This window comes from Yoonia sp. GPGPB17, from assembly GCF_037892195.1.
In the GTDB taxonomy this organism is placed as follows: domain Bacteria; phylum Pseudomonadota; class Alphaproteobacteria; order Rhodobacterales; family Rhodobacteraceae; genus Yoonia.
This window is the reverse complement of record NZ_JATACI010000002.1, coordinates 2,269,654-2,295,163: the sequence shown is the minus strand read 5'-3', so window position 1 is coordinate 2,295,163 and position 25,510 is coordinate 2,269,654. Positions and strand designations below refer to the sequence as shown.

Here is a 25,510-nt window from a genome sequence, read left to right as displayed (position 1 = left end):
AAGCCAGATGATATCATTCGTGAGATAACAAGGCGCGAGCGAATAAGGAGAAATGTGACTTGGGCGACTGCGGAAAGACTCTTCTCATTGATTATGGGGTTTAGAGGCTAAATTGCGATGATTACAGTATCAGCCTCGGGCCTCAACCTCACCTTCCAGACCAACGATGGCCCTGTACATGCGCTCAAGGATGTGAACCTTGAGATCAATAAGGGCGATTTTGTTTCGTTTATCGGCCCCTCGGGCTGCGGAAAGACGACGTTTCTGCGCTGTATTGCGGGGCTTGAGACGCCAACAGGTGGCCAGATTTCTGTCAATGGCATGACCCCGGATGAGGCGCGGATGGCGCGTGCTTATGGCTATGTGTTTCAGGCGGCGGGCCTTTATCCGTGGCGCACAATTGGGGGCAATATCAAGCTGCCGTTGGAGATTATGGGGTTTTCTAAAGCCGAGCAGAACGAAAGAGTGACACGTGTGCTGGAGCTTGTTGATCTGGCCGGGTTTGACAAGAAATTCCCTTGGCAATTGTCGGGCGGGATGCAGCAGCGTGCCTCGATTGCCCGCGCGCTGGCGTTTGACGCGGACATCCTGCTGATGGACGAACCCTTTGGTGCGCTGGATGAGATTGTCCGTGATCACCTCAATGAACAGCTCTTACAGCTCTGGGCACGAACGGAGAAGACAATTGGGTTTGTGACCCACTCAATCCCCGAGGCGGTGTATCTGTCGACCAAGATTGTTGTGATGTCCCCGCGTCCGGGGCGGATTACGGATGTGATTGATAGTCCTTTGCCAAAGGAGCGGCCTTTGGACATTCGCGATACGCCGGAATTTATCGAGGTGGCGCATCGTGTACGCGATGGTCTGCGGGCGGGGCATATTGATGAATAGACCCCACGGGTTGAAATTTGATTGGGCGAAGAGCGTCAGGGGGCCTGCTTGAAGTCTTTGTTGCCCGTATTGACCGTTGTCGGGGCGATCCTTTTGTTTTGGATCGTCTCAGTCGTGCCGATGAATATGCATCTGACGGCGGATCAGGCGCAGCGGCAGGATATCGCGGTGACGCCTGATACGCCTGCGGCGCGGCAGGAGTACTCGGGCATCGGGCTGGCCCTACGCAACACGCATCTCTTTGGAATGACCTATACGTTGGAACGCCCGCGTCTGCCGTCCCCGCATCAGGTGGCGGTCGAGATGTGGGATACGATTGCCTTGAAGAAGATCACGTCCCGCAGGTCGTTGGTTTACCATGGGTGGGTAACGCTGTCGGCCACTTTGCTTGGCTTTGCGATTGGGACCGGCCTCGGCATCTTGCTGGCGGTTGGGATTGTCTATAACCGCGCGATGGATATGAGCGTGATGCCTTGGGCGATTGCCAGCCAGACTATTCCGATCCTGGCGCTCGCGCCGATGATCATCGTGATGCTGGGGTCGATTGGGATACAGGGGTTGTTTCCCAAGGCAGTGATCAGTGCCTACCTGAGTTTCTTTCCGGTCGTTGTGGGCATGGTAAAGGGGCTTCGGAGCCCTGATGGGATGCAGTTGGACCTGTTGCGGACCTACTATGCGAGCCCATCGCAGGCGTTTTGGAAATTACGACTGCCTGCATCTGTGCCGTATCTCTTCGCCTCGCTGAAGATTGGGATTTCGGCATCGCTGGTTGGTGCTATCGTGGCGGAACTGCCGACAGGTGCGCGGGCTGGGTTTGGTGCGCGTATGCTGGTTGGTGACCAATACGGGCAGCCGATGGTCACTTGGGCGGCGCTTTTTGCGGCGGCCATTACGGCAGCGGCGCTAGTGGGGCTCTTTAGCTTGATAGAGCGCTGGACCTTGCGCCGCATGGGGATGCAAGCGGCATGACAGGGACGGCTCTTATAAGTGCATTGGCCGTTTGGGGTGTGGGGTGGTTTGTGAACAGCCGGTTGGCCAATAGCGTCATGGCCAAAAACAGGCTGGTGAAGCTGCTGGTTCCGGCGATCTTTGGTTTGACGCTGCTGATCATGTGGGAGTTGCTGGTGCGAATGCTTGAAATCAGCCCTGTGATCCTGCCGCCACCAACCATGATCGCGGATCGCTTTGCCAGTGAACTACCGACACTCTGGGCCGATTTTGAACAAACGATCATCAAAGGCGCGATGACGGGATATATCATCGGGATGATCGCGGCCTTTGCCGTGGCCATTCTGGCGGATCGATCTGCGTTCTTGACCCGTGGTATTTTGCCGGTGGGTAGCTTCATGGCGGCCTTGCCTATTGTCGGCACGGCGCCAATCTTTGTGCGCTGGCTGGGCAGTGACTGGCAGTCGAAGGCGGCGGTTGTTGCGGTGATGGTGTTCTTTCCGATCCTGGTGAATACTGTGGCGGGTTTGCGCGATACGACGCCTATGCAACGCGACCTGATGCGCACCTATGGTGCGGGCTATTGGCCAACGCTGTTCAAGCTGCGCTTGCCTGCAGCGATGCCGTTTATCTTTAACGGGCTTAAGATTGCGACTACTCTGGCGCTGATTGGTGCGATTGTTGCTGAATTTTTCGGCTCTCCCACGGTGGGCATGGGCTTTCGTATATCCACGTCTGTAGGCCAGCTTGCGCTTGATATGGTCTGGGCCGAGATTGTGGTGGCTGCACTCGCGGGAAGCGCGTTCTACGGGCTGATGGCATGGATTGAGGGGCGGGTGACCTTTTGGCACCCATCGCAACGTAAATAACGGGACCAAGCCCCGATAAGAGGGCAAATGAAACTGACTAGGAGGTCATGAAATGAAGAAATTAATGATGGCAGCGGCACTGGCCGCAGGACTGGGTGGGACCGCGCATGCTGACGGCCATGCCAATGATGTGACGCTGCAATTGCAGTGGGTCACGCAATCGCAGTTCGCGGGGTACTATGTTGCTTTGGATCAGGGCTTTTACGAAGAAGAAGGGCTGAACGTCACGATCCTGCCTGGCGGTCCCGATATTGCCCCACCACAAGTGCTGGTAGACGGTGGCGCTGATGTGATGCTGAACTGGATGCCCTCGGCACTGGCCGCCCGTGAAAAGGGTTTGCCAGTGGTGAACATCGCGCAGCCGTTTAAGACATCCGGTCTGATGCTGACGTGCTGGAAAGATACCGGCATTGAAAGCGTCGCGGATTTCCGTGGCAAAACCATTGGCGTTTGGTTCTTCGGTAACGAATACCCGTTCCTCAGCTGGATGAGCCAAGAGGGTATTCCAACCGATGGTAGTGACGATGGCGTGACCGTGCTGAAGCAAGGCTTTAACGTCGATCCATTGCTGAACCGTGAGGCGGATTGCATTTCGACCATGACCTACAACGAGTACGGTCAGGTGTTGGATGCTGGTGTGTCCGAGGATGAACTGGTGACCTTCAAGTACGAAGACCAGGGCGTCGCGACGCTGGAAGACGGTATCTATGCGCTGGAAGAGAACCTCGAAGATCCGGTGTTCGTCGACAAAATGGTCCGCTTTGTGCGTGCGTCGATGCGCGGCTGGAAATGGGCTGAGGAGAACCCCGAAGATGCAGCAGGCATCGTGCTCGACAATGATGAAACCGGTGCACAGTCCGAGGCGGCACAAGTGCGCATGATGGGCGAAATTGCCAAGCTGACCGCCGGGTCAGATGGTTCACTTGATCCGGCAGATTTCCAGCGGACCGTGGATACACTGCTGGCTGGCGGATCCGATCCGGTGATTTCCCAGCAGCCTGAGGGCGCGTGGACCAGCGTGATTACGGATCAGGCGCTGAACTAAGCGAATAGGTCGGCGCCCGTGACGCGCTGACTTTGATGATCTGGCGATACCCCGGGGCTTTCCCGGGGTATTTGCTTTTTAGCGGTGATCTCACGAAGGTTTGAGGGATTGGACCCATGACAGGCACAACGAAGGGTCGGCAAACGGCGGTGACGTGCTATGATTGAGGAAGCGAGATCGTTTTACGGAGATTTCAGATGAAGACATCACCGATGAACCGCCGTTCGGCGATGGCCCTTGGTGCTGCTGCCCTAGTGACACCTGCAACAGGCCTTTTGACCCCCGCACGGGCTGCGGGGCTGGCCCCAACCCCGACCATGCGTGGGGGTGCCAACAACTATCGCCCTGACGCGCCGATTGTGGACCGCATCGGCGGTGGCGGCTTTTGGATGACCGGAACGGTGCGCCGCGCGGGTGATGGTATGCCTTTGCCTGATCAGCGCATTCAGATGTGGGCGCATACCACCGAGGGGCACGAACGGGATCCCCATAGTCATGGGGCGACCTTGACTGACGCCGACGGCGCATTCCGTTTGGAGATGCCGCAGATTGTACCTGCTTTTGGGCAGGCGCATGGGCATTTGGCCTATGACAGTACAGCGTTCAAGACTGTGTTCTTGCGACCATTGCTGGCGAGCCCCAACGATACCACACTACATGTAGAATTCGTGCTTGAGCCTGCGTAGCGTTCTGGTCTGGGGCGCGCTCATCACGGCGTTCCTCGTGCCGATCCTTGCGGCGGCAATGAGTCCCTTGTTGCAGTGGCGTGATCCGATTTACATCGCAGCGGGCTTTGCCGGTGTCATTGGTATGTCTCTGATGCTGATCCAGCCTTTGCTGGTGATTGGGGCACTGCCGGGGCTTTCGCTACAAGCCAGTCGCCGCGTGCATCGCTATGGAGGCACTATCCTTGTTCTGGCCGTCGTGATCCATATGGTAGGCCTGTGGGTCACCAGCCCCCGGACGTGATTGACGTGCTTCTGTTTCGGTCGCCCACGCCGTTTGCAATCTGGGGCGCGCTGGCGATGTGGGCTGTTTTCGGGGCCGCTTTGCTTACCATTTGGCGGGCGCGATTGCCGCTGCGCCTATGGCGTTGGGGGCATACGGTTTTGGTGAGTGTGGCTGTCGCAGGAACGGTTGTGCACGCTCTCCAGATTACCGGCACGATGGAGCCTGTATCCAAAACGGCTCTGTCAGGTTTATTGGTTGCAGTGCTGCTTTTGGCGGTGATCCGGCGCAGGGTTTGGACAATGGGCGTGCGCCCACGCCGTCCGTAATGTTGCATCACGCTATGGGCCGTTTTCATTTCTGGCAAAGCTTGGCATGCTTCTTGTACCGACGTGTGTTTGAGGGCCAACATGACTGAGCAAAGCTTTGACGTGATCGTTGTGGGCGCAGGCCTGATGGGCAGTGCTGCGGCGCGCCATCTGGCCGAAATGGGGGTAAAAACAGCGCTGGTTGGACCGGCAGAACCTGAGGTGAAAGCGGCCCATACCGGTGTTTTCGCCAGTCACTATGATCAGGCGCGGATCACCCGCAAAATTGATGCCCGAAAGAATTGGTCCCGGTTCTCGCAAGCGGCGATCAAACGCTATGAAGAGATTGAAGAGAAGGGTGGTGTATCATTCTTCTCTGCTGTGGGTGCGATCATTGCGGGGCCAGAGGTCGGCGATGGCAGTGATTTCATCCTCAATGCCAGGCGCAATGCGGTCACGGATGGCGTGGCGCATGAAGCGCTGCGTGGGGCCGCCCTTGCTGCCCGTTTCACTGATTTTGCCTTTCCTGAAGGTATTCTTGCCCTCTATGAGCCTTCAGAGGCAGGTTGGATAAACCCACGCGCCCATGTCCGCGCCGAGATTGCGGCGGCCCGATCAACCGGTGCCTATATTTTGTGTGATGAAGTGGTGCGGATCACTGAGGAACACGGCGAAGCGCGTGTGGTCTGCGCAGGCGGTGACGTTCTGGCGGCCGATAAGGTCGTTGTCGCCTGTGGCGCTTTTTCGAAGTCAGAAGGGCTACTGCCGGACCCAATTCCGACGAGGGTCTATGCTCGCACGATCGCGTTCTTTGAATTGGATGCGGAAGAAGCTGCGCGGCTCGCGGGGATGCCTTCGGTCGTCTATTTGCCGCCCGATCTTTCCGCGGATCCTTACATCCTGCCACCTGTCCGCTATCCTGATGGCAAAACATACATCAAAATCGGTGGCGATGCGGTGGATCGTGAGTTGGGGTCCGTGGCCGAGATGATCGACTGGTTTCGCAGCGGTGGCGATCCGTCGGCGGGTGCTGCGATGGCTGACATCCTGACCGGTTTGATGCCGGGGTTGCGGTATCACTCAGTTTCCTTCGACAGCTGTGTGACGTCATTTTCGCCCAACGGCAATCCGTTCATTTATCCGCAATCTGACTGCATCATCGCTTTGACGGCCGGGAATGGGGCAGGCGCGAAATGCGCGGATGAACTGGGGCGGTTGGGTGCGTTGGTAGCGACTGGCGGCACCATTCCCGCCGATATGTATGAAGGGGCCTTTGCCCCCTAACGCAAACCATTCATCGCACGGTATGTTGGGATCAGGTCACCCGGCGCAGCCGTTGCATCATAGACGCCGCGCGCGATGGCCCGGCTCAGGCAGACCGCCCCGGCGGCTGCTATTTCGCGGAACTTGATCTGATCTACTGGTGTGTCGTCCCCGGTGGCCACACCAAAAACCAAGTCCCCATCCAGCGGTGTGTGCGACGGTACAATCGCACGCGCCATGCCATCATGCGCTGTCACGGCAAGGCGGTGGCATTGAGTCTTGGTGAGCGGGGCATCGGTTGCGATGATGGCGATGGTGGTGTTGGCGCCTTGGGTTGTCTGCAACATCATTGCTTGTTCTTTGCGGCTGGGTTCTGGGGTGACGTGGCCGGTGTTTGTATCCGGTCCCATCCCACCAAACTCTGCATCCATCTCAAACGGTGCTGCCCAAAAGTGTTTGTCGCCTGGTGTCGTCACACTGCCAAGTGCGTTGACCGCGACAAGAGCGCCAACGGTCGTACCGTCGGGCAACACCATTGAGCCAGAGCCCAGCCCGCCTTTTTGCATGGCCGCCGTAGCGCCGGTGCCCGCGCCCGCGGTACCCGTTTCAAACTGCGCGGACGCGCTTTCCAGCGCTTCGCGCCCAAGAGCACGATAAGGGTTTTCACCCCAATCCTTTGCACCGCCGTTGATTAGGTCAAAGATAATCGCGCCTGGCACAATGGGAATGTGCATTGCACCAATCTGAAAGCCTCGGCCCATCGCCCGCAGTCCATCCATCACGCCAGAACAGGCATCCAGCCCGAAAGCTGACCCACCAGAGAGGACGAGTGCGTCAACCTGTTCTACGGTCTTGTCGGGTGCGAGCAGATCGGTTTCTTTTGTCCCCGGTGCGCCGCCCATGACATGGACGCTGGCAGTGAAAGGCTTATCACCGACCAGTACGGTGGTCCCTGTCTTGATATGATCATCCTGCGCATTGCCAACTCTCAGGCCAGCCACATCGGTGATCAAATTGCGCGGTCCCTTAGATGCAGCGGCCACCGTCCACCTCCATCGCGACACCAGTGATCATGCTGGCCTCGTCCGAGCAGAGGAAACAGGCGGCATTGCCCATGTCCTCCGGTGTGGAAAACCGGCCTAGCGGGATGGTGGCCAGGAACTTGGCCCGTACCTCTGGCGTGTCTTCGCCCATAAAGGATTTGAGTAAGGGCGTATCGCCCGCAACCGGATTGATGGCGTTCACACGGATACCGTCGGGGGCGAGTTCTACGGCCATGGTCTTGGTCGCGGTGATCATCCAGCCCTTTGAGGCGTTGTACCAGTTCAGGCGCGGGCGCGGAGATACGCCTGCGGTGGAAGCCACGTTCAAGACGACCCCGGATTTGCGTTCCTTGAAGTGTGGAACGAAGGCGCGCGCGGTCAGAAACACCGACTTCATATTCACCCGATAGACCCGGTCAAAGTCGTCCTCGCTCACATCCTCCATTGCGCTGGGCAGATGCGTGACGCCTGCGTTGTTTACCAAGATGTCCAACGGTCCAGCACCCAGCACCGACTGCGCCAGATAGTTGACAGAAGCCCCGTCTGTTACATCGCAGGTCAGCGCGCGCCCACCGATTTCATCTGCGATGTGCTGGGCACCGTCGGTGTTGATGTCGGCGACGATGACCTGTGCCCCCTCGGCCGCGAATTTCCGCGCGATTCCGGCACCAAAGCCAGATCCGCCGCCGGTTACAATTGCAGTCTTGCCTGCCAGTCGCATGATGTCGCCCTCCGCTGGCTGAAAGCGTAGCAACCTCTGCCTCAGACTGCCATGCCCAAGGTGGGCAGTTGTGGTGCAGCGGCGATCAGCGTTTGGGTATAGGGATGCTGCGGATTGGAAAAGACAGCCTCTGTCTTATCTTGTTCCACAATTCTTCCGGCCTGCATGACCATCACACGATCCGTCACGGTCCGCACGACAGACAAATCATGGCTGATAAAAAGATAGGCCAAGGGTCGCTTGCGACAGAGGTCGGCAATCAGGTCGAGCACTTGGGCGCGGACAGAGACATCAAGCGCCGAGACGGCTTCGTCGAAGATGATCAGTTCGGGCTCGATCATCAGCGCGCGGGCGATGGCGATCCGCTGGCGTTGGCCGCCAGAGAATTCATGGATGTATTTGCCCGCATCGTTGGGCGAAAGGCCAACGTCGGTCAGCGCTTTGGCGATGGCTTTATCGCGTGCGGTCCCGGTCGGCGGGTGTTCCAGCAGGTGAAATGGCTCGGTGATCAGCCGATCCACGCGATGCCGGGGATTGAAGCTGCTGTAGGGGTCTTGGAACACCACTTGCATCTTGCGGCGCACGGCGAGGTTGGGGTGTTTGCCGGTGAAAACGGGTTCACCATCAAGACGGATTGCGCCGCCCTGCACGTCCTCCAGCCCCAAGATGGCGCGTGTGAGCGTCGATTTTCCACAACCGCTTTCACCGACAAGCCCGACACGCTCGCCCTGATTGATTTGAAAATTGATGTCATGCAGGGCGCGGAAAGAGGGCCTTGGCCCGAGGAGCGTTTGGCGCGGCATGGCGTAGTCCCGGTTAACGTTCTGCACGCTGAGCATGGGCGCGGATTGTGACGCCTTTGGAAGTGAAACGGTGTGTGCTGACGCCTCGAACAGTGCCTTGGTGTAAGGGTGCTGCATATGGGCGAGTAAGTGTTGTGTCTGACCAGCTTCGACCACACGGCCCTTTTGCACAACAACGATTTGGTCAGCGACGTCAGCTACGACAGCGAGGTCATGGGTGATGATCAGCAGACCCATATCAAATTCGCGCACGAGATCGCGGAGCAGATCAAGGATGCGCGCCTGAGTGGTCACATCAAGCGCTGTCGTTGGCTCATCCGCGATAAGCAGTTTGGGGCGCAAGGCAATTGCCATGGCGATAACAACGCGCTGCCGTTGCCCGCCCGAGAGTTCGTGAGGATAGCGTGTCGGCGCAACCTTCAGCCCAACCCGTTCCAGCATGGCGGTGGCGCGTTTGTGGGCCGCTGCTTTGGTTGTCTTCTCGTGAATCAGAATGGTTTCGGCGACTTGATCGCCGATGGTCTGCACTGGGTTCAGTGCTGTCATCGGCTCTTGGAAAACCATGCCCATGGTGTTGCCGCGCATCTTGCAGAGGTCTGGTTCTGACGTTTGCAGAATGTCGGTACTATCCAGGACGATCGTGCCCTTGGGGTCCGCTCCACGCGGCAGTAAGCCCATGACAGCAAGCGCCGTCATAGATTTGCCCGAGCCGCTTTCACCGGTGATCGCGACGATCTCGCCCGCCCGCATCGTGAAGTCGACGTGGTGCAGGATTTCTGTGTCGCCAATCGATAGCGAGAGGTTATTGATCACAAGCAGGCTCATGTTCGCGCCACCCGGATGCGCGGGTCGAGCCAGTCGCGCAACCCGTCACCCATCAGATTTAGGCCAAGAACCATCAGAAGGATGGCGAAACCCGGAACAAGGGCGGTATGCGGCGCGATGCTGACCAGCGTTTGTGCGTCCGCCAGCATGCGCCCCCAACTGGCGGTGGGTGGTTGGGCGCCAAGACCGATGTAGGACAATGCAGCCTCGGCGAGGATGCCGAGCGAGAACTGGATCGTGCCTTGCACGATCATCAGGTTGGTGATGTTGGGCAGGACATGTTCGATGGATATGCGGGTCGCCGACTTGCCGCACACGCGGGCGGCAAGGATGAAATCGCGCTCCCACAGCGGTAACGCTGCCCCGCGTGTCAGGCGCGCGAAAACGGGGATGTTGAAGATGCCGATAGCAATGATGGCGTTGACCGCAGATGCGCCGAAAACCGCGGTGATCAGGATGGCGATAACCAGAGAGGGGAAGGCAAAGACAAGGTCGTTCCCGCGCATGATCAACTCATCCAGTAGTGAGCCGTGACGTGCCGCCGCGAGTAATCCCAAAGGGATGCCGAGCGCCATACCGATGCCGACAGCAACCAGCGCGACGGCGATTGAGGTGCGCGAACCCATCATGATCATCGACAGGATATCGCGCCCGAAGTGATCGGTGCCGAGCAGGTTGGCTCCGCTTGGTCCTTGCAGTTTGTTGGGAATGTTGAGGGTTTCGATATCCGCGGGCGTCCAGATGAAGGAAACCGCCGCAAGCGCCATAAAGGCAAGCGTCAGGATCGCGCCAATGATCAGATTGCGGCTCATGCCTTCGTCCTCAATCGCGGGTCCACGGCGGCATAGGCCAGATCGACGAGGAAGTTCACCATGATCACGGTGAAGACAAGCAGCATCACCACGCTTTCCACAACGATCAGGTCACGTGCGCTGATCGATTGGAAAATCAGGCGGCCGAGGCCCGGCAGGAAGAAGACTTGCTCGATGATGATACCGCCCGCGAGCAGGAATGAGAATTGTAGGCCGATGATGGTTAGCACCGGGATTAGTGCGTTACGCACCGCATGTTTCCACAGCGCTTGACGCGCCGAGAGGCCCTTCGCGCGCGCGGTGCGGATAAAGTCCTCACCCAGCATGTCGAGCAGCGAGGAGCGCATGACGCGCGCAAGGATCGCAGCTTGTGGCAAGGCGAGCGCTATGGCGGGCAAGGTGAGGGACTTGATGGCCCGGAGCGGATCGGACCAGCCCGGAAATCCGCCCGCAGAAAACCAACGCAGGTTGATCGCGAAAATCAGCACAAGGATCATCGCAAACCAGAAATTCGGGATCGCGACGCCCAGTTGGGTGGCCCCCATGATGGTCACATCACCAGCGCTGCCCCTGCGGCTGGCGGCATAGATACCAGCCGGAAAGGCAATGAGGGTGGACAAGATCAATGCATAGATTGCGAGGGGGAGAGAGACCCAGATACGGTCGTTGATCAACTCGGATACGGGGGTTTTGTAGGTCCAGGATTGGCCGAAGTCGCCGCGTAGTAGCCCCGTGACCCAGTCTAAGTAGCGCGTGATCAGTGGCTGATCGAGACCCATCTCCGCCCGGAGCGCGGCGATGGTATCTGGCCGTGCGTTCACGCCAAGCATAAAGGCCGCCGGGTCGCCAGGGATGACCTCGATGACTGCGAAGATCACAATAGAGGCGACGATGAGGCTGATGATGAGAGATGTCAGACGGCCCAAAGCATAGCGGATCATGGATGATCCTCTTCCAAAGCTTCCGCGAAGTTGATTTCGCCTTTGGGGGCTGTGCCGTTGAAGGTCATGTAGAGGATGAATTTGGGATTCAGGCCGCTATAGGTCAGCGCGTGGTCGTTCGAGAAACCCATTGGGCGATAGACATCCGGGTTCCCGGTCAGGACACATCCTGCGGCACCCATCTTGCGCAGCATGTCCAAGCCAGTATGCGCGAGTTTTGTGCCTATCCCTTGCCTTTGCTTATCAGCCCGAACCGAAATCGGGCCGAGCCCATACCACACCCCCCTGGTGTTACTGATTTTGGCCGGAGAGAACGCAACATGCCCGATGATCTCGTCCTCTTCCGCCACCAAAGACAGTATCAAATCACCGTCCTTGCGCATCAGATCAATCATGTCGGGTTCGCTGCCATCACTGAAAGACATCGGCGCGAATGCATCCCGCGTCAGGTCATAAATCGCTTGATGATCGGCCGCTGTTTCCAACCTGACAATCATATCAACGCGCTCTTGTAGTGTCGTATATGAGATGTCAGAACAAAACTATTCTCAGGGCGGGGCGGAAATCCCCACCGGCGGTATGTGGTAACTCCACGAGCCCGCGAGCGCCTTCCACATGGAAGGGTCAGCAGATCAGGTGCGAGGCCTGAGCCGACGGTCATAGTCCGGATGAAAGAGAATGCGGAGCGTTGTGTGCCTGCCGGGTGCATGGTGTTGCGTGTGATGCCTTGGGTGACGTGTCGGAACCAAAAGGAGATCACATTATGACACTTCCCCAGTTTGCATTCATCAAGGCCAATTGGCACGCCGATATCGTGGACCGGGCGCTTGATGGATTCTTGAGTGAAATTCCCGCCGAGCAGGTGACCGTCTACGACGTGCCGGGGGCGTTTGAGATGCCGATGCTGGCGCAAAAGCTGGCTTTGACCGGACGCTTTAACGCAATTGCTTGTGCCGCGCTGGTCGTCGATGGCGGGATCTATCGGCATGATTTTGTCGCTAGTGCAGTGGTCGATGGGCTGATGCGTGTGGGTCTGGATACGCAGGTTCCCGTGCTGTCGGTCAGTCTGACACCCCATCAATTTCAGGAAACTGATCATCACCGGGCGATCTTTCGTGAACACTTTGTGACGAAGGGAAAGGAAGCGGCACTAGCGGCGAAAGCCTTGGTTGACCTGAGCGGAGCTGAGACCCGCGCCGCGTGATTGGAGGCCCCCGCAAAGATATGACGGGGGGCACTGTCTTAATTGCCCCAGCTCACACCAGTCAGGTCAACGGCGGCGGTGGGTTGGTTGACCCACAGCCCCTCGATACCTGCTTTCGCCACGGTCGCGACAGCCAGTTCAAAGAGGTACCCGTTCACGTAATCCTCTGAGATGATGGCCTGCGCTTGGGCCAGCAGATTGCTGCGCATCGCAGGGTCTGTGGTGGCGTTGAGCGTTTCCATCAGGTCTTGGAACGCGGGATTTTCGTATTGGAAATAGTAGTCGGGGTTCGCATAGATCCCGATGTCCATCGGTTCTGTGTGGCTGACGATGGACAGGCCGAAGTCTTTGTTGGAAAAGACCTCTTCGATCCACTGGGCCCATTCCAGATTGGTGATCTTTGTCTCAATCCCGACCGCGCGCAATTGGCTGGCGATAATCTCGCCGCCGCGTCGTGCATAGGATGGGGGCGGCAGTTTCAGGGTAGTTGTGAAGCCACCAGAGTATCCTGCCTCGTCCAGCAAAGCGCGCGCAAAGTCAGGATCGTACCGGGAGTTGTCCAGCAAATCGACATAGTCGGGGTGATGCGGTGCGAAATGTGTGCCAATCGGTGTGCCTAACCCAAACATCGCCCCATCAATGATGGCCCGCCGGTCAATCGCATGGGCGACAGCCTTGCGGACGCGCACATCGTCAAAAGGGGGCATCTTGTTGTTGATCGACAGGATCGTCTCACCTTCGGTATTGCCAACAAGGACCTGGAAGCGCGGATCGGCCTCAAACTGCGGCAGGTTTTCAGGGGCGGGGAAGCCGATGAAGGCGTCAACGTCTTCGGCCATCACCGCCGCGAACGCTGCTGTGGGGTCAGAGATGAAACGGAACGTTGCACTCTCCAACGCAGGCGCTTAGCCCCCAATAATCGGTGTTGCGCGTCAGCTCTAACCGGTCGCCCTGCACCCAATCGGTGAAGGTGAAAGGGCCTGTGCCGATGGGGTCTGAGGCGATACTCTCGATACTCTCGGGCGCCACGATCACCGCGTCGCCCCATGCCATGTTGAACAGGAAGCTGCCGTTTGGCTGGTCCAGCGTGATCTGCACGGTCAACGGATCAACCACAGTCACATCTGCTATCCCCGCAAACAGGCCCTTTTGCGCATTGGTGCTATCCTCGGCGCGCGCGCGATCAAGGCTGAACTTCACGTCCTCGGCGTCCATCGTGGTGCCATCATGAAACGTCACACCAGCGGCGAGGTTGAAGGTATAGACCAACCCGTCGTCCGAGATATCCCAGCTTTGCGCGAGCCCCCGAATGATTGCGCCATCAGCGTCAAACCGGGTGAGGCCCTCGAACACATTGGCGTAAAGCACGCTATCAATCGCCTGCGCGGCCCCGCCTGTGGGGTCAAGGTTCGGGGGTTCCAACTGGATCGCGACGGTGATGCTGTCCTGAGCCAAGGCCCCGGACGCACAAAGAACAACGGCGGCGGAAGTGGCGAATGTCTTGAGATGATGCATGATGGACCCCCTTATGGCTAGGGGAAGTGTTGACGGAACGTTTCGTCAAATCAAGTCCTTCGCGCTGGAAACACAAAAGGCGGGCTGATATCGAGCGGGCAGACTTGAGGGAGCCTGATATGAGTGCCACCGCCAGAAAACGCAGCCCCATGCCGGATGATATCCGCGCCGCCAAAGGCGGCACACCGCTGGTCAGCCTGACCGCTTACACCACGCCGATGGCACAAATGATGGATGAACATTGCGACTTTGTGCTGGTGGGTGACAGCGTGGGGATGGTGCTGCATGGGCTGCCCTCGACCCTTGGGGTCACGATGGAGATGATGATCATGCACGGACAGGCCGTCGCGCGGGGGCTGACCACTGCGATGATGGTGATCGACATGCCATTTGGGTCGTATGAAGAGAGTAAGGAACAGGCGTTCCGCAATGCCGCCCGTTTGATGGCTGAAACCGGGGCGGGGGCTGTGAAGCTTGAAGGCGGCCTTGCGATGGCCGAGACGATAGCGTTTCTGGTCGCGCGGGGCATTCCGGTGATGGCGCATATCGGGCTGACGCCGCAGTCGATCAACACGCTGGGCGGCTATAAGGTGCAGGGGCGCGGTGAGGCGCGTGATGCGGCACTGGCGGACGCAGATGCTGTGGCCGAAGCCGGGGCCTTCGCTGTGGTGTTGGAGAAAGTGCCACAGTCCTTGGCCGATGAGATTACCGCGCGCATTCCGATCCCGACGATTGGGATTGGCGCGAGTGCGGGGTGTGACGGGCAGATACTGGTCGTTGATGACATGCTGGGCTTGTTCACCGCGTTCAAAGCCAAGTTTGTAAAGCGTTACGCCCATCTAGGGGATGATGCCGAGGCCGCAATTGTGGCTTACGCAGCCGAAGTGCGCGCGCGCAGCTTTCCGGCGGACGAACATGTTTTTGCGGATGAGGCCCCTTCGACATGATCGCCCCAATTGAACGGACGTTGTTAGGCCTGCGCCAGCAAACGGCGCTGTGGCGCAAGGCGGATGAGACGATTGGCGTTGTGCCCACGATGGGCGCTTTGCATCAGGGGCATCTGTCCTTGGCCCGCGCAGCACGGGAAAAGTGTGACCGGGTGATCGTGACGATCTTTGTGAACCCCAAACAGTTCAACGATCCTGATGATCTCAAGAAATATCCCCGAACCGAGGATGAGGATGCGCGCAAGCTGGAATCCATTGGTGTCGATCTGATCTATGTGCCGGAACCAGACCAGATTTACCCTGATGGCTTTGCGACAACCGTGTCGGTATCCGGTCTGACGGATATGCTTTGCGGGGAAAGCCGCCCGGGGCATTTTGACGGGGTGGCGACGGTGGTGTCCAAGCTGTTTACGCAGACGTCGGCCAACTATGCGTTCTTTGGCAAGAAGGATTATCAGCAACTGCAGATCGTGCGACGGATGGCCCGCGATCTGGATTTGCCCGTTGAGGTGATCGGCTGCCCGACGATCCGTGAAGAGGATGGGTTGGCGATGTCTTCGCGTAATCTGCTTCTGTCAGATCGCTCACGCATTCGTGCACCGGTATTGGCCGAGGTGATGGAGGATATGCGGGAGAAGCTGCGAGCTAAGCGCGTCGATGACTGACATCCTGCCAGACGCCAAAACGCGCATCATGGCCGCTGGGTTCAACGACGTGGACTATCTGGAACTGCGGGATGGTGGTGATTTGTCGTTGCTTGACAAGACTAAGCCAGAAGCCCGCCTGTTTGCCGCGGCTTGGCTGGCGGGTGTGCGGTTGATTGATAACATCGCAGTGTAGAGCAGACCGGTGCACTGAAGGTCGGCTTTGCCGGACGAAGCGAGCACTACCCATATGCGCTTGATGACGTGTGCCAGCCCCAACCGGACACGATCCTTCCGCAACCTGAGGCCCAGGGTTGCCAATAGATACGGACTGCAGAGAAAAGCTGACATTCGCGAACAACTGTTGAGTTTGTATGTCTGATTGTAAGCAGAAGTATTGCGCCGACGTTACTGACAGAACATCAAAGGTATCCGGTAAGTGGCCCTACTTGCCGCGCTACGTGGCGTATGTCTCGGCAAAGAAGTATCCAACTAGCCGACTAACCACCTGTGAACCGTCGCCTTTGCAACGGCTTCAGCCGTCGTCCTTGCATTGAGTTTATGACGCAAGTTGGCGCAGTGCAGGTCGATGGTTGCGACTGATATTCCCAATGCATGCGCCATTCTGTCTCGTCTGAGGCCGCGTGCAGCCAGGCGGACAACATCCTTCTCTCGTGGTGTAAGCGAGAGTGTTTCGTAAGAACTGACACCTTTATGGATGTTGATAACGACGAGTGAACGCTCAAGAGACTGCTTGAGTAAGTGAACGGCCACATCCGCATTCGCGCGCCGCGAATAGAGAACAAAAGACCTGTGCAGGGGCGAAAACGGATCAGTCAAATGTGCCGCAAGCTCAGAGCTGTGCCCACTGTCCGGACACACAATAGACAGGTGATCGCCGACGTTCAGAACATCAGAAAACGCAGCCAGTGTCTTTGCTTCGTCATCAGGAAGGTCAATCAAACGACCGTCAGCGTTTATTTGCGACACCACAGTCGCAATGTGTTGAAGGGGGCTAAAGTCTTTTGCATTCTGAAACACAGCAAGGCACCTCAATGATAACTGCCGTTGTGATGGCAGATATCGAATGTGCCGCTCGCCCCCCTACAGGGGGGTCATTGCCTACTTTTTGAAACTTGCTTTATTGCCACCCGAAAGGGCACAGTTGGCCCAACGTGGAGATCATTGATGAGTATGTCGCGAAAAGGCCGTTCTGCCTTGCAAGAAACTGTCCAAGCGGGTTTACCGACCTGGCGTGATCACGCAAACGGCACGCTTTCCTTACCTGACGACATGCGGGTCTTTGACCGTTTCTTTTTCGGCGCATTTGGCGATTGCAACCTACCCGTCACGCTCTACGGACATGATGGGCGCCGGTTGGTGCACCCCCTTAGTCCCGGCGAAACCTCTCCTTTCCCTGAGCACTTCGCAGAGTTTGCTGGGCGGGCCAATGGACCGCGCTTTGCGATGACCGAGGCGGGGCTGGTCTATGTCTTTGATCGACTGGAGCGATGGCCCCTGGCCCCACGATCGGTCGCCGCTATTGCAGTCTTTGTGACGCGGGAAACATTCGCTGCATCGACGGCTTTGGACCTGACACCCAGCGAATTCAGATTGGTCAGCTTGCTGCTGACGGGCCACGACCTCGCCTCGGCTGCCGCTTTTGTTGATGCAAGCTATGACACCAAGCGCAAACAAGTTCGTCTGATTTTGGAAAAGGCTGGTGTGAACGGTCAGCCAGCCTTGCTGCGTGAAATCTCAATCGCGCTCTCATCATACATCTTAGATGATTTGTTGCGGCCTGATCAGCGCAGTCCCGAAGTTGATTTGGTACGAGACGTTTACGGTCGCGATGTTGTTGTACATTCGATCTCTTTCGACGCAACAAGAGATATCCCAGTCTGGGAGTTTGGCGCACGTCGTGGACAGCCAATCTTGTATTTTCATTCGATGCTTGCGCCCATCATGTTCACGCCAGACATGGTCGAAGAGCTTAGGGCCAAGAATCTGCGGCTATTGATGATACCCCGGCACTTTTTTCGCGCCAATGACGGTGCAGGCACCGCCCAAAGGCAAATCTTGAAGGCAGCATCAGAAATCGTAGAGTATTTTTGCGGTGAACCCGTTATCTGCATGGGCGAAAGTGCTGGGTGCGCCTGGGCCGCGCAGTTTACACGACACCATCCCGAACAAGTGAGTGAAGTCGTATTCGTTGCAACACCGCAGGCGATCCGACCCGAGGATGAAGCCCGCGTGCTTTCTGGGTCTGCCGCACTCTTTTCCGAGGTTTCAACGCGGTTCAGGCAGGATGGTCGGGTGATTGCCGGACTGACACGGATTTACAATGCGATCGCGCGCGTTCCATCGCTGGGGCGCAAATCACTGGACTTCATGCTGCGCGAAGCCCCGTCCGATCTTGCAAGCATTGATGTCGCTTACAGGTCTCTTGCGCTGGGAGAGTGGATCCGGCTGATTGCGAATAAGGCAGCACGTGCGTCAATCGACGAGGTGGCCCATTTGCATTCAGATTGGGTCAAAGATCTTTCTAGCCTGACCCGGCCGATGCGCTTCTTTCACGGGGTCGAGGATACGCTATGTCCGATTGATGACGCACGGGCGATGGCAGCGGGTATACCCGGCACAACATTTCGGTCATTTGAGGATGCAGGGCATCTGGTCCTGGGGCAAAAGCTGGATCAGATTTTGGACGGTCTTTTTGTTGATCAAAATGCAAATGACAGCGTAATCGAACAATCAGTATAATCCGTTTCATAGAGCGCGATGTTGGACATGTGGTCTGTGTAGGTGCACGAGAATGTTGGCATTGCGCCGGCGAGGCGCAATCGCGAGTCTGCAACCGAAATCGCAAGACGATTGATCTTGTCTTCACGCGCATAGTCAACAGCGCCAAAGTCCGTGTCGTAGAAACGGTAGGTCGTGCTGGCTGTACCGCTGAGGCGAAAAGTATCTGTCAGTAGGTGGCTGTAGCCGAGATGCACCGTCCCACCCAGATTGCGCTGATACGCCAACTCTGGAAAATGTCGTTCAAGCCCAAAACCCCACTGCAACCTGCCTCGCGATCCTGCTGGTTTCGACCAAGTGGCGCCAAACGACAGAAAGGGGCCGTCTTTTGCGTCCTGCTCGACATAGTCACGGTACTCAAGACGGGCTTTGAGGGAACGCGTTGCAGTTTCAAGATCCTGAGAATGACTTGCGCTCAGAGTATATCGCCAAGCGTCCGGACTATCGGTGTCGCTCGGACCGTTCTGGTCATAGACCGTCCGACTGATCGCGAGCCCGTATTGAACGGTGGACCGAGGTCTGCGCGCGATGATGTCGGCACCTAAGTTGCCTGACCAATAGCGCTGTGCATCATCTTCGTAAAGCGTCCTTCCCAATTGCCCGCCCAGTTGGAGTGTTCGCCCGCTTTCCAGCGGCAGCCGATAAGTTGCGCCAAGGCCGACAGTCAGGCCAAGTCCAGATTTTGGATCACCACCATTATCAATATTGAAGTCACCCAATAGCGTTGAAAACGTTCTTGATGCCGCCGCCCTGGTGACATTTGTGCTCGGGAGCAACCTGAAACTGCTATTTAGTTGCACAGGCCTTCGCCGCAAGACGTCTGCCAGGAGCACAGCATAAGGTGCTGCGGCTTCCTCAGTAGGTGCCTTTCGGATAAGCCGCGCCAAATTGGCTTCGACACGTCGATGTTCACCATCTCGGATAAGTGTCTCAAGTGTTGACAGGAACCGAGAGCTTCTGTCCTGCGCCTCAGCAGGAACGCCGAGCGCTATCATCCATAAGGTCAAAAGAATAAGGTACAGATACATCACTTTTGTAGCTTGGCGGGCAAAACGTCTTCGGATTTGCCCGCCAGAACTCATTACTCAGAGGCAGCAAAGCCGCCCTCAACATCTTCGGGCATGGCGTCTGGGCCAGTGATGGTTCCAGACACACCCCCGCCAACGACTAAAGTGCCGCCATTGTCGGCAAAGCCACCATCAAGCGTCAGCGCGACGTCAAAATCATCACCGCTTTCGGTCAATGTACCCGACAGCATCGCGTCGAAATCGGCGGCGTTAATGGTGCCGCCGGACATCGTCAGCGATCCTGTAACATCGCTGTCAACGGCATCAGTGTCTTCGTCGAACAGCGTAAAGCCATCTGCAGACCCGGTGGCGGTGTCGGTGTCAAAGTTTGCGTTGACGACCAGATCGCCAATCAGTGTTAGATTTTCGTCATCGCCAAGATCGCTCACACCCACCGCGCCGGTCATCGAAACAGAGCCTGTGCGCGCCGTCGTATCCTCGGCTGCAAGCGTGCCGTCTTCGATATCTGTCAGCAGATCGTCGACATCGTCATAGTCAGTGAGGCTTTCACCGGCAGAGTCGCCAAGACTAGCCCCTCCACCTGAGCCACCAGAACTACCGCATGCCGTTAGTCCAAGCAGGCTTAATCCAGCAAGTGCCAGAAAAAGAGATTTTTGCATTTTTTGACCTTCCAATTCTACGTTCCTATGCGGAACAAACGTATTGGTAGCCTGCAGTTTTTCGCTTTTCAGATAACCTAGAAGAACCTCTAGGTTGACGGCCTGAAACAGTGATGAATGCCCATACCGCGATATCGCTGAACGCCATTGCATCTGACCAAAGATGTCGAATTTCCTCAAAAACCTATGATCGGCTGGTATTGATTGAGTTCAAATGAGCTATTTGAACTCAATACCGAACAGTGGCTTTGTCCCGCGACTTTCCGATTCACAGTTCTCGAGACTTCGCTATCGCGGAGAATGTCCGTAAAGCGGGCTGCAAGCTCGGCATTCTGACAGTTCATTAAAAGTCCGCATCGGGCCGTCACACACTGTAGCCATGACGATTATGGGGCTTTCTGACTGAGCTTTGCACGATGCGCTGTTGAAACTGGTAATCGCGCTATGATTGTGGGTGCCCAATAGAGTGTGTCGTGTTAACCTGTCCTCATGTCAGACTAGCAACACAATGGCAGCGGGGGAAACTGGGCTTTCCAGTTTTTTGAAATGAATGGCAATTGGTGAGGCAGGCAGCATAACCACTGGTTCGCCGGTAGCGAACCAACCAATCACAGTGAACCTCACAGAAGCCCTAGACGATCCCGTCTTTGCGTTTTCGGCGACCAGTAACGGCAGTGATGACTTCACTATCCGTCTGACCGGCCAGACATTTGATGCCGATGGAAACACGACCTCTTTCACCTTTATTATTGAGGAGTGGGAGTATCTTGATGGCCCACATCCAGCCGTAGAGACGGTGAATTGGCTCGCCATCGAAGAAGGTGTCCATACTCTCCCGGATGGACGGACGATAGAGGCTAAGCACAACCTCTGTTTCTAGTTCTGGGCAAAATGCGGGTGGGAGCGCGACCTTCAATGGAGGGTTTACTGACCCACCGGTTGTGCTGACGTCAGTGATGTCGAACAACGATACAACAACAGTCGATAGCGACCCTTCAGCCATCACGACGGCAGGTTTTAATCTTACACTACAAGAGGAAGAGGCGGAGGACGGCGTACATGGCGCTGAAACTATTGGATGGATCGCTATTCAAGCGGGTGGAGATGCAACAAGTGGCACAGCAAGCGTTTCGGGCGATACCGTCACGCAGACAGTAAGTACATTCGGTTTGGGTGCGACGTTTACGGATAGCGTAGTTCTAGCTGAAACCCAAACACTCGATGGTCCAGATACTGCAACCGTTTCTATCACAGGTCAGACTGACAGCACCGTTGGCGTCTTTATTGACGAAGAACAGTCAAATGATGGAGAGACAGGTCACACAACTGAGGTTGTCGGCATCATTGCCTTTGAAGATGGGCTGATCCCTTGCCTTACTGCGGGTACGTTGATGACCGGAAGCACAGGTGATAGGTCTGCTGAGGAATATGCGGTTGGAGATCCCGTTCTCACGGTTGAACATGGCCTTCAAAAGATATGTTGGATTGGTCGTCGTCGATACTCATCCAGTGAACTGAAGGAAAATCCAAATATGCGCCCCGTTCGCATCGTGAAGGGAGCGTTGGGCAATGGGCTGCCCGAACGAGATCTCTTGGTTTCAAGGCAACATCGGATGCTCGTGCGGTCAAAAATTGCGCTGCGGATGTTTGGAAATTCTGAAGTACTAGTTTCAGCGATTAAGTTAACCGCCCTTCCGGGGATCTATGTCGATGAGTCTGTCGACACTGTCGAGTACTTTCATTTTCTTTTCCAAGAGCATGAGCTCATCTATGCTGAAGGGACTCCAACAGAAAGCCTCTTTACAGGGCCCGAAGCCTTGAGGGCCCTTAGCCTTGATGCGAGAGATGAAATACTGACAATTTTTCCGGAGATATCAACGCGGAACCACGCACCAAAAGCAGCTCGGTATATCCCAACAGGAAAGTTGCAGCGGAAGCTAATTGCTCGGCATGTCAATAACAAGAAGCCCCTGTTGACCAACTGAACTCTCGGTAACTGAGCAATAGCAGCAAATGTCTGGTTCGACGGGCCGCAGCGCAGACTGCTAAGATCAATTCAGCGGCAGTAATGGGCCCGGCGGCACCGCAGCAGCCCGAACTTTGACCCGGGGTCGGTTCGAGCCGCTTCTATCTTAGCTCAAATTTCGATCAACTGGGCAATCGCAATCGCAATCGCATCCTCAAGTTCAACGCCAAGATACCTGACTGTGCTGTCCATCTTGGTGTGCCCAAGCAGCAGCTGGACGGCGCGCAGGTTGCCTGTTTTCTTGTAGATCTGCGCTACCTTGGTTCGCCGCATTGAATGTGTACCGTAAGCGCTTTCCTCCAGACCAATCGATGTAGCCCAATCATGGACGATCCGCGCGTATTGGCGTGTGGAGATGTGCAGACGCCCGTGAAACCGTTCTGGCCAAAGGTATTCCGACCCGGCCATTTGCGGATCTTGCACCCATCTGATCAAAGAGGCGCACGTGCCTTCCGATATTTCGAAGCGAACGGCGTTCTTTGTTTTGCTTTGTAGGACCGATGCGCGTTCTTTAATTTGACCTGAAGCCATAACGTCGGCGATCTTCATCCTCACCAAATCACACCTGCGGAGTTTACTGTCGATTGCCATATTGAACAGGGCAAGGTCGCGATGGTGTTCGGCAAGTTCAAGACGAACCCTGATGGCCCAGACATGCTTTGGTTTGAGCGGACGCTTATGCCGCAGCGATCCGGCCCTTGTTCCATGCCGAGCGAGCCGCACGAATTGCTGGTAAGTTTTGTGTGTCCATGACTGATCCTCTGATCCGCTACATGCACTCCATCGTCAGTAGTCTGACAAGGTCACATAACACATTTCGACGATATTGAAAAATACCCAATATTGGTATAGATACCCTCAGGGAGGCAAGTCATGGCAAAAAATACTTCGATGTCCCTGGGGGACCATTTCGCAGGTTTCATTGAGACGCAGGTCAGCAATGGGCGCTACGGATCGGCGAGCGACGTTGTTCGGGCTGGTCTTAGGCTTCTCGAGGAGCATGAAGCAAAAGTTCAGGCACTGAAGGACGCCTTGGTGGCCGGTGAGAACTCGGGAGAGCCGCATTTCTTTGACCGTGACGCCTTTCAAACGCGTATGCGTCAGAAGAACACGAGCTGATGTCGTCACCCTATTTGCTTTCGCCGATGGCGGAAGCAGACCTCGCGGACATCTGGATATACACCGCGCGTGATTGGTCAGCCGAGCAGGCAGAGCACTACACCAACTACATCATCAATGTTTTTGAGGAAATTGCGCTAGATCACAAGACAGGAATAACGGTCGATTTCCGCGAGGGATACCGCAAAGTATTCGTTGGCCATCATGCCATCTACTTCAAACGCCATGGTGAATTCATCACAACCATAAGGGTTCTTCATCAAAGCATGGATGTTGAGCGGCATCTCTCGTCACGTTGAATGTCCGCTATCCGGGCTGCACCTGCAGCATCGCCGCTTGTGATTAGGCGTTCCTTTGGAAAGGCCTTCGCAATCGGCGGAAACGGTACTTTGCATCTTTGCAAAGTCCACTTTCTGCGCATCGCTGAAATTGGTCGCGAACGCAACATCCGGCACTTCCGGGCTCAAACCGGACCTTTGCTACGCCGTTAGCCATCAACCTTTCTACTCGCGTGGTAAGATTTTCTTTAAAGCCCCCGCCATCACCTGTGCACTATCTATCATATCATCACCGCGACATATTCGTCGGGCTTGTTGTGAGCCAGGACAAAAATCGCCAAGCCCATGGGCGATGCAGCAAAAGTTCAATCGGCGCAGGCCCACTCGATTGCAAGGCCAGATTGTTGCAATCGCCCGTCCGGATATTCGCAGATCTCGCGGTCGCAATCCCCGACGGGTTCAGTGTGGGTATGTGGATCAGGTCTTCGTGTGGATCGTTGACCTGTTGTATCAAAGGATGCGTGTTCTCTCTCGTTCTGGTGAGCGACCAGAGAACGGGTTGTCGCAATAGCCGTTAGTCAGTGATGGGTGTATCGGGCCGGATTTGCTGTTGGAGCATCGAAGACAGGAAACCGGTGGTGATCACCTGCACGCCTAGCGATGCGCATACCACCGATAGTGCTGCTGGTCGCACAATGTCGGTCGCGATCATATCGCCAAACCCGGTGGCACCCCAACTGAACACACCGGCAAGGGTTGAGATAAGGGCGATAAGTAAAAGCAGCCCGCCAAAGATGCACGCGTTATCAACCGAAATCTTGTTGCGGAAACGCTCATATCGGGGCGATTGGGGCAAAAGGTTGAAACGGACGGCAAAGATACGTGTGAGGACGTGAAAACAAACCATCTGGAAACCGGTCAGGATCAGCGCACTTGCCAAAATCATGGTGGCCACATCGAAGCTGACGTCGCCGATCGTGACCGGCCCGAACATCAGCGCAGTAAAGCTAATCACTCCGACGCCGAAAAGCACCAACCCGGGATAGTAGAACAACCAATAGGGCGCGAAGGTCAGAAGTAGTTTCAGATGCAGCCAGCCATCGCGCCAGCTGCGCAGGTGGGGTGCGCGGGTGCGACCATCGGGTTTCAGCGTGGTTGGCACCTCGCGGATATCGAGGCCGAACAGTGTCGCACGGATCACCATCTCGGATGCGAATTCCATGCCGGGGGTGTTCAGATGCAGACCCAAAATTGCATCGCGTGAAAAACCGCGCAGCCCGCAATGAAAATCGCCAACAGGTGTGCGGTAAAAGACACGCCCCACAGTCGATAGCACGGGGTTGCCAAGATAGCGGTGTAGCGGAGGCATCGCGTTTTTGGCGATCCCACCTTTGAAACGGTTGCCCATTACAAGGTCGGCGCCATCGCGCAGTTCTGTGACAAAGGGATCAAGATTGGAAAAATCGTATGAATCGTCGCTATCGCCCATGATCACGAAACGGCCCTTGGCCGCAGCGATACCGGCACTCAGTGCCGCACCATAGCCCTTAATCGGTACATCCACGACGCGGGCACCCAACTGCCTTGCAATCTCTTGGCTGCCATCTGTCGAGCCGTTGTCCGCTATCAATACTTCACCGTCCACGCCGGACCGCTTGAGATAGTCAAAGGCTTTGACGATGCAGGTTTCAAGCGTTTCAGCCTCATCAAGGCAGGGCATCAGGATTGTCAGTTCGGTCATATTGGTCCGCTTTGGTTTGTCACATCGCCGGATTGCAGATAGCGGTTAAATAGGGCGCAATTCAGACGGCGCTGTACGGTACATTTGGCACACCGCGACCTTTGTGCAACAGCTTTTTGTGACGATCTGA

Annotated in this window: 25 protein-coding genes, 3 pseudogenes and 1 riboswitch; of the genes and pseudogenes, 16 read left to right on the top strand and 12 right to left on the bottom strand. The window is 56.4% G+C overall.

Going from position 1 to position 25,510, the window contains the following annotated elements:
* Positions 1–117 precede the first annotated feature (117 nt).
* From QTO30_RS12320 to QTO30_RS12285, 8 genes are all read left to right on the top strand, one after another.
* Complete coding sequence (locus QTO30_RS12320; RefSeq protein ID WP_340424398.1) at positions 118–891, top strand: ABC transporter ATP-binding protein; 774 nt, start codon at positions 118–120, stop codon at positions 889–891.
* A 48-nt stretch (positions 892–939) separates the two neighbouring features.
* Entirely contained in the window at positions 940–1,860 is a 921-nt protein-coding gene (locus tag QTO30_RS12315) for an ABC transporter permease (RefSeq protein ID WP_340424397.1), read from the top strand.
* Complete coding sequence (locus tag QTO30_RS12310; protein ID WP_340424396.1) at positions 1,857–2,708, top strand: ABC transporter permease; 852 nt, start codon at positions 1,857–1,859, stop codon at positions 2,706–2,708. Before QTO30_RS12315 ends, QTO30_RS12310 begins: the two co-directional genes overlap by 4 nt.
* A 52-nt stretch (positions 2,709–2,760) precedes the next feature.
* Positions 2,761–3,753 (top strand): ABC transporter substrate-binding protein, encoded by a 993-nt coding sequence (locus QTO30_RS12305; protein WP_340424395.1) that lies wholly within the window; start codon positions 2,761–2,763, stop codon positions 3,751–3,753.
* 230 nt (positions 3,754–3,983) lie between these two features.
* A complete protein-coding gene (locus tag QTO30_RS12300; RefSeq protein ID WP_445327190.1) occupies positions 3,984–4,439 on the top strand; it encodes a twin-arginine translocation pathway signal in 456 nt (151 codons plus the stop codon).
* Positions 4,426–4,722, top strand: a complete 297-nt coding sequence (locus tag QTO30_RS12295; protein ID WP_340424393.1) for a hypothetical protein — start codon at positions 4,426–4,428, stop codon at positions 4,720–4,722. The genes QTO30_RS12300 and QTO30_RS12295 overlap by 14 nt, the downstream gene beginning before the upstream one ends.
* Positions 4,698–5,030, top strand: a complete 333-nt coding sequence (locus tag QTO30_RS12290) for a hypothetical protein (RefSeq protein WP_340424392.1) — start codon at positions 4,698–4,700, stop codon at positions 5,028–5,030. Before QTO30_RS12295 ends, QTO30_RS12290 begins: the two co-directional genes overlap by 25 nt.
* Before the next feature lie 81 nt (positions 5,031–5,111).
* On the top strand, positions 5,112–6,293 hold the full coding sequence (locus tag QTO30_RS12285) for an NAD(P)/FAD-dependent oxidoreductase (protein WP_340424391.1): 1,182 nt from the start codon (positions 5,112–5,114) through the stop codon (positions 6,291–6,293).
* Here the strand turns inward: QTO30_RS12285 and QTO30_RS12280 are convergent.
* The 6 genes from QTO30_RS12280 to QTO30_RS12255 are packed head-to-tail and all read right to left on the bottom strand — an operon-like array spanning position 6,290 to position 11,914.
* Entirely contained in the window at positions 6,290–7,315 is a 1,026-nt protein-coding gene (locus QTO30_RS12280; RefSeq protein WP_340424390.1) for a P1 family peptidase, read from the bottom strand. The genes QTO30_RS12285 and QTO30_RS12280 overlap by 4 nt on opposite strands.
* On the bottom strand, positions 7,299–8,036 hold the full coding sequence (locus QTO30_RS12275; protein ID WP_340424389.1) for an SDR family oxidoreductase: 738 nt from the start codon (positions 8,034–8,036) through the stop codon (positions 7,299–7,301). Before QTO30_RS12275 ends, QTO30_RS12280 begins: the two co-directional genes overlap by 17 nt.
* Positions 8,037–8,077: 41 nt before the next feature.
* Complete coding sequence (locus tag QTO30_RS12270; protein WP_340424388.1) at positions 8,078–9,664, bottom strand: ABC transporter ATP-binding protein; 1,587 nt, start codon at positions 9,662–9,664, stop codon at positions 8,078–8,080.
* A complete protein-coding gene (locus QTO30_RS12265; protein ID WP_340424387.1) occupies positions 9,661–10,476 on the bottom strand; it encodes an ABC transporter permease in 816 nt (271 codons plus the stop codon). Before QTO30_RS12265 ends, QTO30_RS12270 begins: the two co-directional genes overlap by 4 nt.
* Positions 10,473–11,417, bottom strand: a complete 945-nt coding sequence (locus tag QTO30_RS12260) for an ABC transporter permease (protein WP_340424386.1) — start codon at positions 11,415–11,417, stop codon at positions 10,473–10,475. Before QTO30_RS12260 ends, QTO30_RS12265 begins: the two co-directional genes overlap by 4 nt.
* Positions 11,414–11,914 carry a GNAT family N-acetyltransferase gene (locus QTO30_RS12255; protein ID WP_340424385.1) on the bottom strand — a complete coding sequence of 167 codons (501 nt, stop codon included), beginning with the start codon at positions 11,912–11,914 and terminating at the stop codon, positions 11,414–11,416. Before QTO30_RS12255 ends, QTO30_RS12260 begins: the two co-directional genes overlap by 4 nt.
* A 43-nt stretch (positions 11,915–11,957) precedes the next feature.
* Positions 11,958–12,101: riboswitch (FMN riboswitch) on the top strand.
* A gap of 79 nt (positions 12,102–12,180) precedes the next feature.
* On the opposite strand from QTO30_RS12255, the gene QTO30_RS12250 reads away from it, so the two are divergent.
* The gene (locus QTO30_RS12250) at positions 12,181–12,621 is read left to right on the top strand and encodes a 6,7-dimethyl-8-ribityllumazine synthase (RefSeq protein WP_340424384.1); all 441 of its coding nucleotides are present in this window, start codon (positions 12,181–12,183) and stop codon (positions 12,619–12,621) included.
* A gap of 38 nt (positions 12,622–12,659) precedes the next feature.
* Here QTO30_RS12250 and QTO30_RS12245 read toward each other — a convergent pair.
* A pseudogene (locus tag QTO30_RS12245) lies at positions 12,660–14,136 on the bottom strand (ABC transporter substrate-binding protein).
* A 119-nt stretch (positions 14,137–14,255) separates the two neighbouring features.
* Between QTO30_RS12245 and panB the strand changes: the two are divergent.
* Together panB and panC are read left to right on the top strand one after the other, a co-directional pair.
* The gene (panB, locus tag QTO30_RS12240; RefSeq protein WP_340424383.1) at positions 14,256–15,083 is read left to right on the top strand and encodes a 3-methyl-2-oxobutanoate hydroxymethyltransferase; all 828 of its coding nucleotides are present in this window, start codon (positions 14,256–14,258) and stop codon (positions 15,081–15,083) included.
* A pseudogene (gene panC, locus QTO30_RS12235) lies at positions 15,080–15,923 on the top strand (pantoate--beta-alanine ligase). Before panB ends, panC begins: the two are co-directional and overlap by 4 nt.
* A 296-nt stretch (positions 15,924–16,219) precedes the next feature.
* Here the strand turns inward: panC and QTO30_RS12230 are convergent.
* Positions 16,220–16,717, bottom strand: coding sequence for a response regulator transcription factor (locus QTO30_RS12230; protein WP_340424382.1), 498 nt, complete (start codon positions 16,715–16,717; stop codon positions 16,220–16,222).
* Between the two features lie 198 nt (positions 16,718–16,915).
* Here QTO30_RS12230 and QTO30_RS12225 point away from each other — a divergent pair, with 198 nt between their 5' ends.
* Positions 16,916–18,490: an alpha/beta hydrolase gene (locus QTO30_RS12225; protein ID WP_340424381.1), complete on the top strand. Its 1,575-nt coding sequence runs from the start codon at positions 16,916–16,918 to the stop codon at positions 18,488–18,490.
* On the opposite strand, the gene QTO30_RS12220 is transcribed toward QTO30_RS12225, so the two are convergent.
* Both QTO30_RS12220 and QTO30_RS12215 read right to left on the bottom strand, forming a co-directional pair.
* Positions 18,451–19,305 (bottom strand): surface lipoprotein assembly modifier, encoded by an 855-nt coding sequence (locus QTO30_RS12220; protein WP_340424380.1) that lies wholly within the window; start codon positions 19,303–19,305, stop codon positions 18,451–18,453. The two genes, QTO30_RS12225 and QTO30_RS12220, sit on opposite strands and share 40 nt — an antisense overlap.
* Before the next feature lie 305 nt (positions 19,306–19,610).
* Positions 19,611–20,216, bottom strand: coding sequence for a hypothetical protein (locus QTO30_RS12215; protein WP_340424379.1), 606 nt, complete (start codon positions 20,214–20,216; stop codon positions 19,611–19,613).
* A gap of 550 nt (positions 20,217–20,766) precedes the next feature.
* On the opposite strand from QTO30_RS12215, the gene QTO30_RS12210 reads away from it, so the two are divergent.
* Positions 20,767–21,096, top strand: a complete 330-nt coding sequence (locus QTO30_RS12210; protein WP_340424378.1) for a hypothetical protein — start codon at positions 20,767–20,769, stop codon at positions 21,094–21,096.
* 76 nt (positions 21,097–21,172) lie between these two features.
* Entirely contained in the window at positions 21,173–22,201 is a 1,029-nt protein-coding gene (locus QTO30_RS12205; RefSeq protein WP_340424377.1) for a Hint domain-containing protein, read from the top strand.
* 152 nt (positions 22,202–22,353) lie between these two features.
* Here the strand turns inward: QTO30_RS12205 and QTO30_RS12200 are convergent.
* Positions 22,354–22,993, bottom strand: a pseudogene (locus QTO30_RS12200) (tyrosine-type recombinase/integrase).
* A gap of 122 nt (positions 22,994–23,115) precedes the next feature.
* Here QTO30_RS12200 and QTO30_RS12195 point away from each other — a divergent pair.
* Positions 23,116–23,361 (top strand): type II toxin-antitoxin system ParD family antitoxin, encoded by a 246-nt coding sequence (locus QTO30_RS12195; RefSeq protein ID WP_340424376.1) that lies wholly within the window; start codon positions 23,116–23,118, stop codon positions 23,359–23,361.
* On the top strand, positions 23,361–23,660 hold the full coding sequence (locus QTO30_RS12190; RefSeq protein WP_340424375.1) for a type II toxin-antitoxin system RelE/ParE family toxin: 300 nt from the start codon (positions 23,361–23,363) through the stop codon (positions 23,658–23,660). The genes QTO30_RS12195 and QTO30_RS12190 overlap by 1 nt, the downstream gene beginning before the upstream one ends.
* A 553-nt stretch (positions 23,661–24,213) precedes the next feature.
* Here the strand turns inward: QTO30_RS12190 and QTO30_RS12185 are convergent.
* Positions 24,214–25,380 carry a glycosyltransferase family 2 protein gene (locus tag QTO30_RS12185; protein WP_340424374.1) on the bottom strand — a complete coding sequence of 389 codons (1,167 nt, stop codon included), beginning with the start codon at positions 25,378–25,380 and terminating at the stop codon, positions 24,214–24,216.
* Positions 25,381–25,510 lie beyond the last annotated feature (130 nt).

What these genes read in the sequence shown, in the direction of transcription:
- QTO30_RS12320 (WP_340424398.1), top strand. Translation starts at nt 118, where the DNA reads ATGATTACAGTATCAGCCTCGGGCCTCAACCTCACCTTCCAGACCAAC.
- QTO30_RS12310 (WP_340424396.1), top strand. Translation starts at nt 1,857, where the DNA reads ATGACAGGGACGGCTCTTATAAGTGCATTGGCCGTTTGGGGTGTGGGG.
- QTO30_RS12305 (WP_340424395.1), top strand. Translation starts at nt 2,761, where the DNA reads ATGAAGAAATTAATGATGGCAGCGGCACTGGCCGCAGGACTGGGTGGG.
- QTO30_RS12300 (WP_445327190.1), top strand. Translation starts at nt 3,984, where the DNA reads ATGGCCCTTGGTGCTGCTGCCCTAGTGACACCTGCAACAGGCCTTTTG.
- QTO30_RS12285 (WP_340424391.1), top strand. Translation starts at nt 5,112, where the DNA reads ATGACTGAGCAAAGCTTTGACGTGATCGTTGTGGGCGCAGGCCTGATG.
- QTO30_RS12275 (WP_340424389.1), bottom strand. Translation starts at nt 8,036, where the DNA reads ATGCGACTGGCAGGCAAGACTGCAATTGTAACCGGCGGCGGATCTGGC.
- QTO30_RS12270 (WP_340424388.1), bottom strand. Translation starts at nt 9,664, where the DNA reads ATGAGCCTGCTTGTGATCAATAACCTCTCGCTATCGATTGGCGACACA.
- QTO30_RS12265 (WP_340424387.1), bottom strand. Translation starts at nt 10,476, where the DNA reads ATGAGCCGCAATCTGATCATTGGCGCGATCCTGACGCTTGCCTTTATG.
- QTO30_RS12260 (WP_340424386.1), bottom strand. Translation starts at nt 11,417, where the DNA reads ATGATCCGCTATGCTTTGGGCCGTCTGACATCTCTCATCATCAGCCTC.
- QTO30_RS12255 (WP_340424385.1), bottom strand. Translation starts at nt 11,914, where the DNA reads ATGATTGTCAGGTTGGAAACAGCGGCCGATCATCAAGCGATTTATGAC.
- QTO30_RS12250 (WP_340424384.1), top strand. Translation starts at nt 12,181, where the DNA reads ATGACACTTCCCCAGTTTGCATTCATCAAGGCCAATTGGCACGCCGAT.
- panB (WP_340424383.1), top strand. Translation starts at nt 14,256, where the DNA reads ATGAGTGCCACCGCCAGAAAACGCAGCCCCATGCCGGATGATATCCGC.
- QTO30_RS12225 (WP_340424381.1), top strand. Translation starts at nt 16,916, where the DNA reads ATGAGTATGTCGCGAAAAGGCCGTTCTGCCTTGCAAGAAACTGTCCAA.
- QTO30_RS12215 (WP_340424379.1), bottom strand. Translation starts at nt 20,216, where the DNA reads ATGCAAAAATCTCTTTTTCTGGCACTTGCTGGATTAAGCCTGCTTGGA.
- QTO30_RS12210 (WP_340424378.1), top strand. Translation starts at nt 20,767, where the DNA reads ATGGCAATTGGTGAGGCAGGCAGCATAACCACTGGTTCGCCGGTAGCG.
- QTO30_RS12205 (WP_340424377.1), top strand. Translation starts at nt 21,173, where the DNA reads ATGTCGAACAACGATACAACAACAGTCGATAGCGACCCTTCAGCCATC.
- QTO30_RS12195 (WP_340424376.1), top strand. Translation starts at nt 23,116, where the DNA reads ATGGCAAAAAATACTTCGATGTCCCTGGGGGACCATTTCGCAGGTTTC.
- QTO30_RS12190 (WP_340424375.1), top strand. Translation starts at nt 23,361, where the DNA reads ATGTCGTCACCCTATTTGCTTTCGCCGATGGCGGAAGCAGACCTCGCG.
- QTO30_RS12185 (WP_340424374.1), bottom strand. Translation starts at nt 25,380, where the DNA reads ATGACCGAACTGACAATCCTGATGCCCTGCCTTGATGAGGCTGAAACG.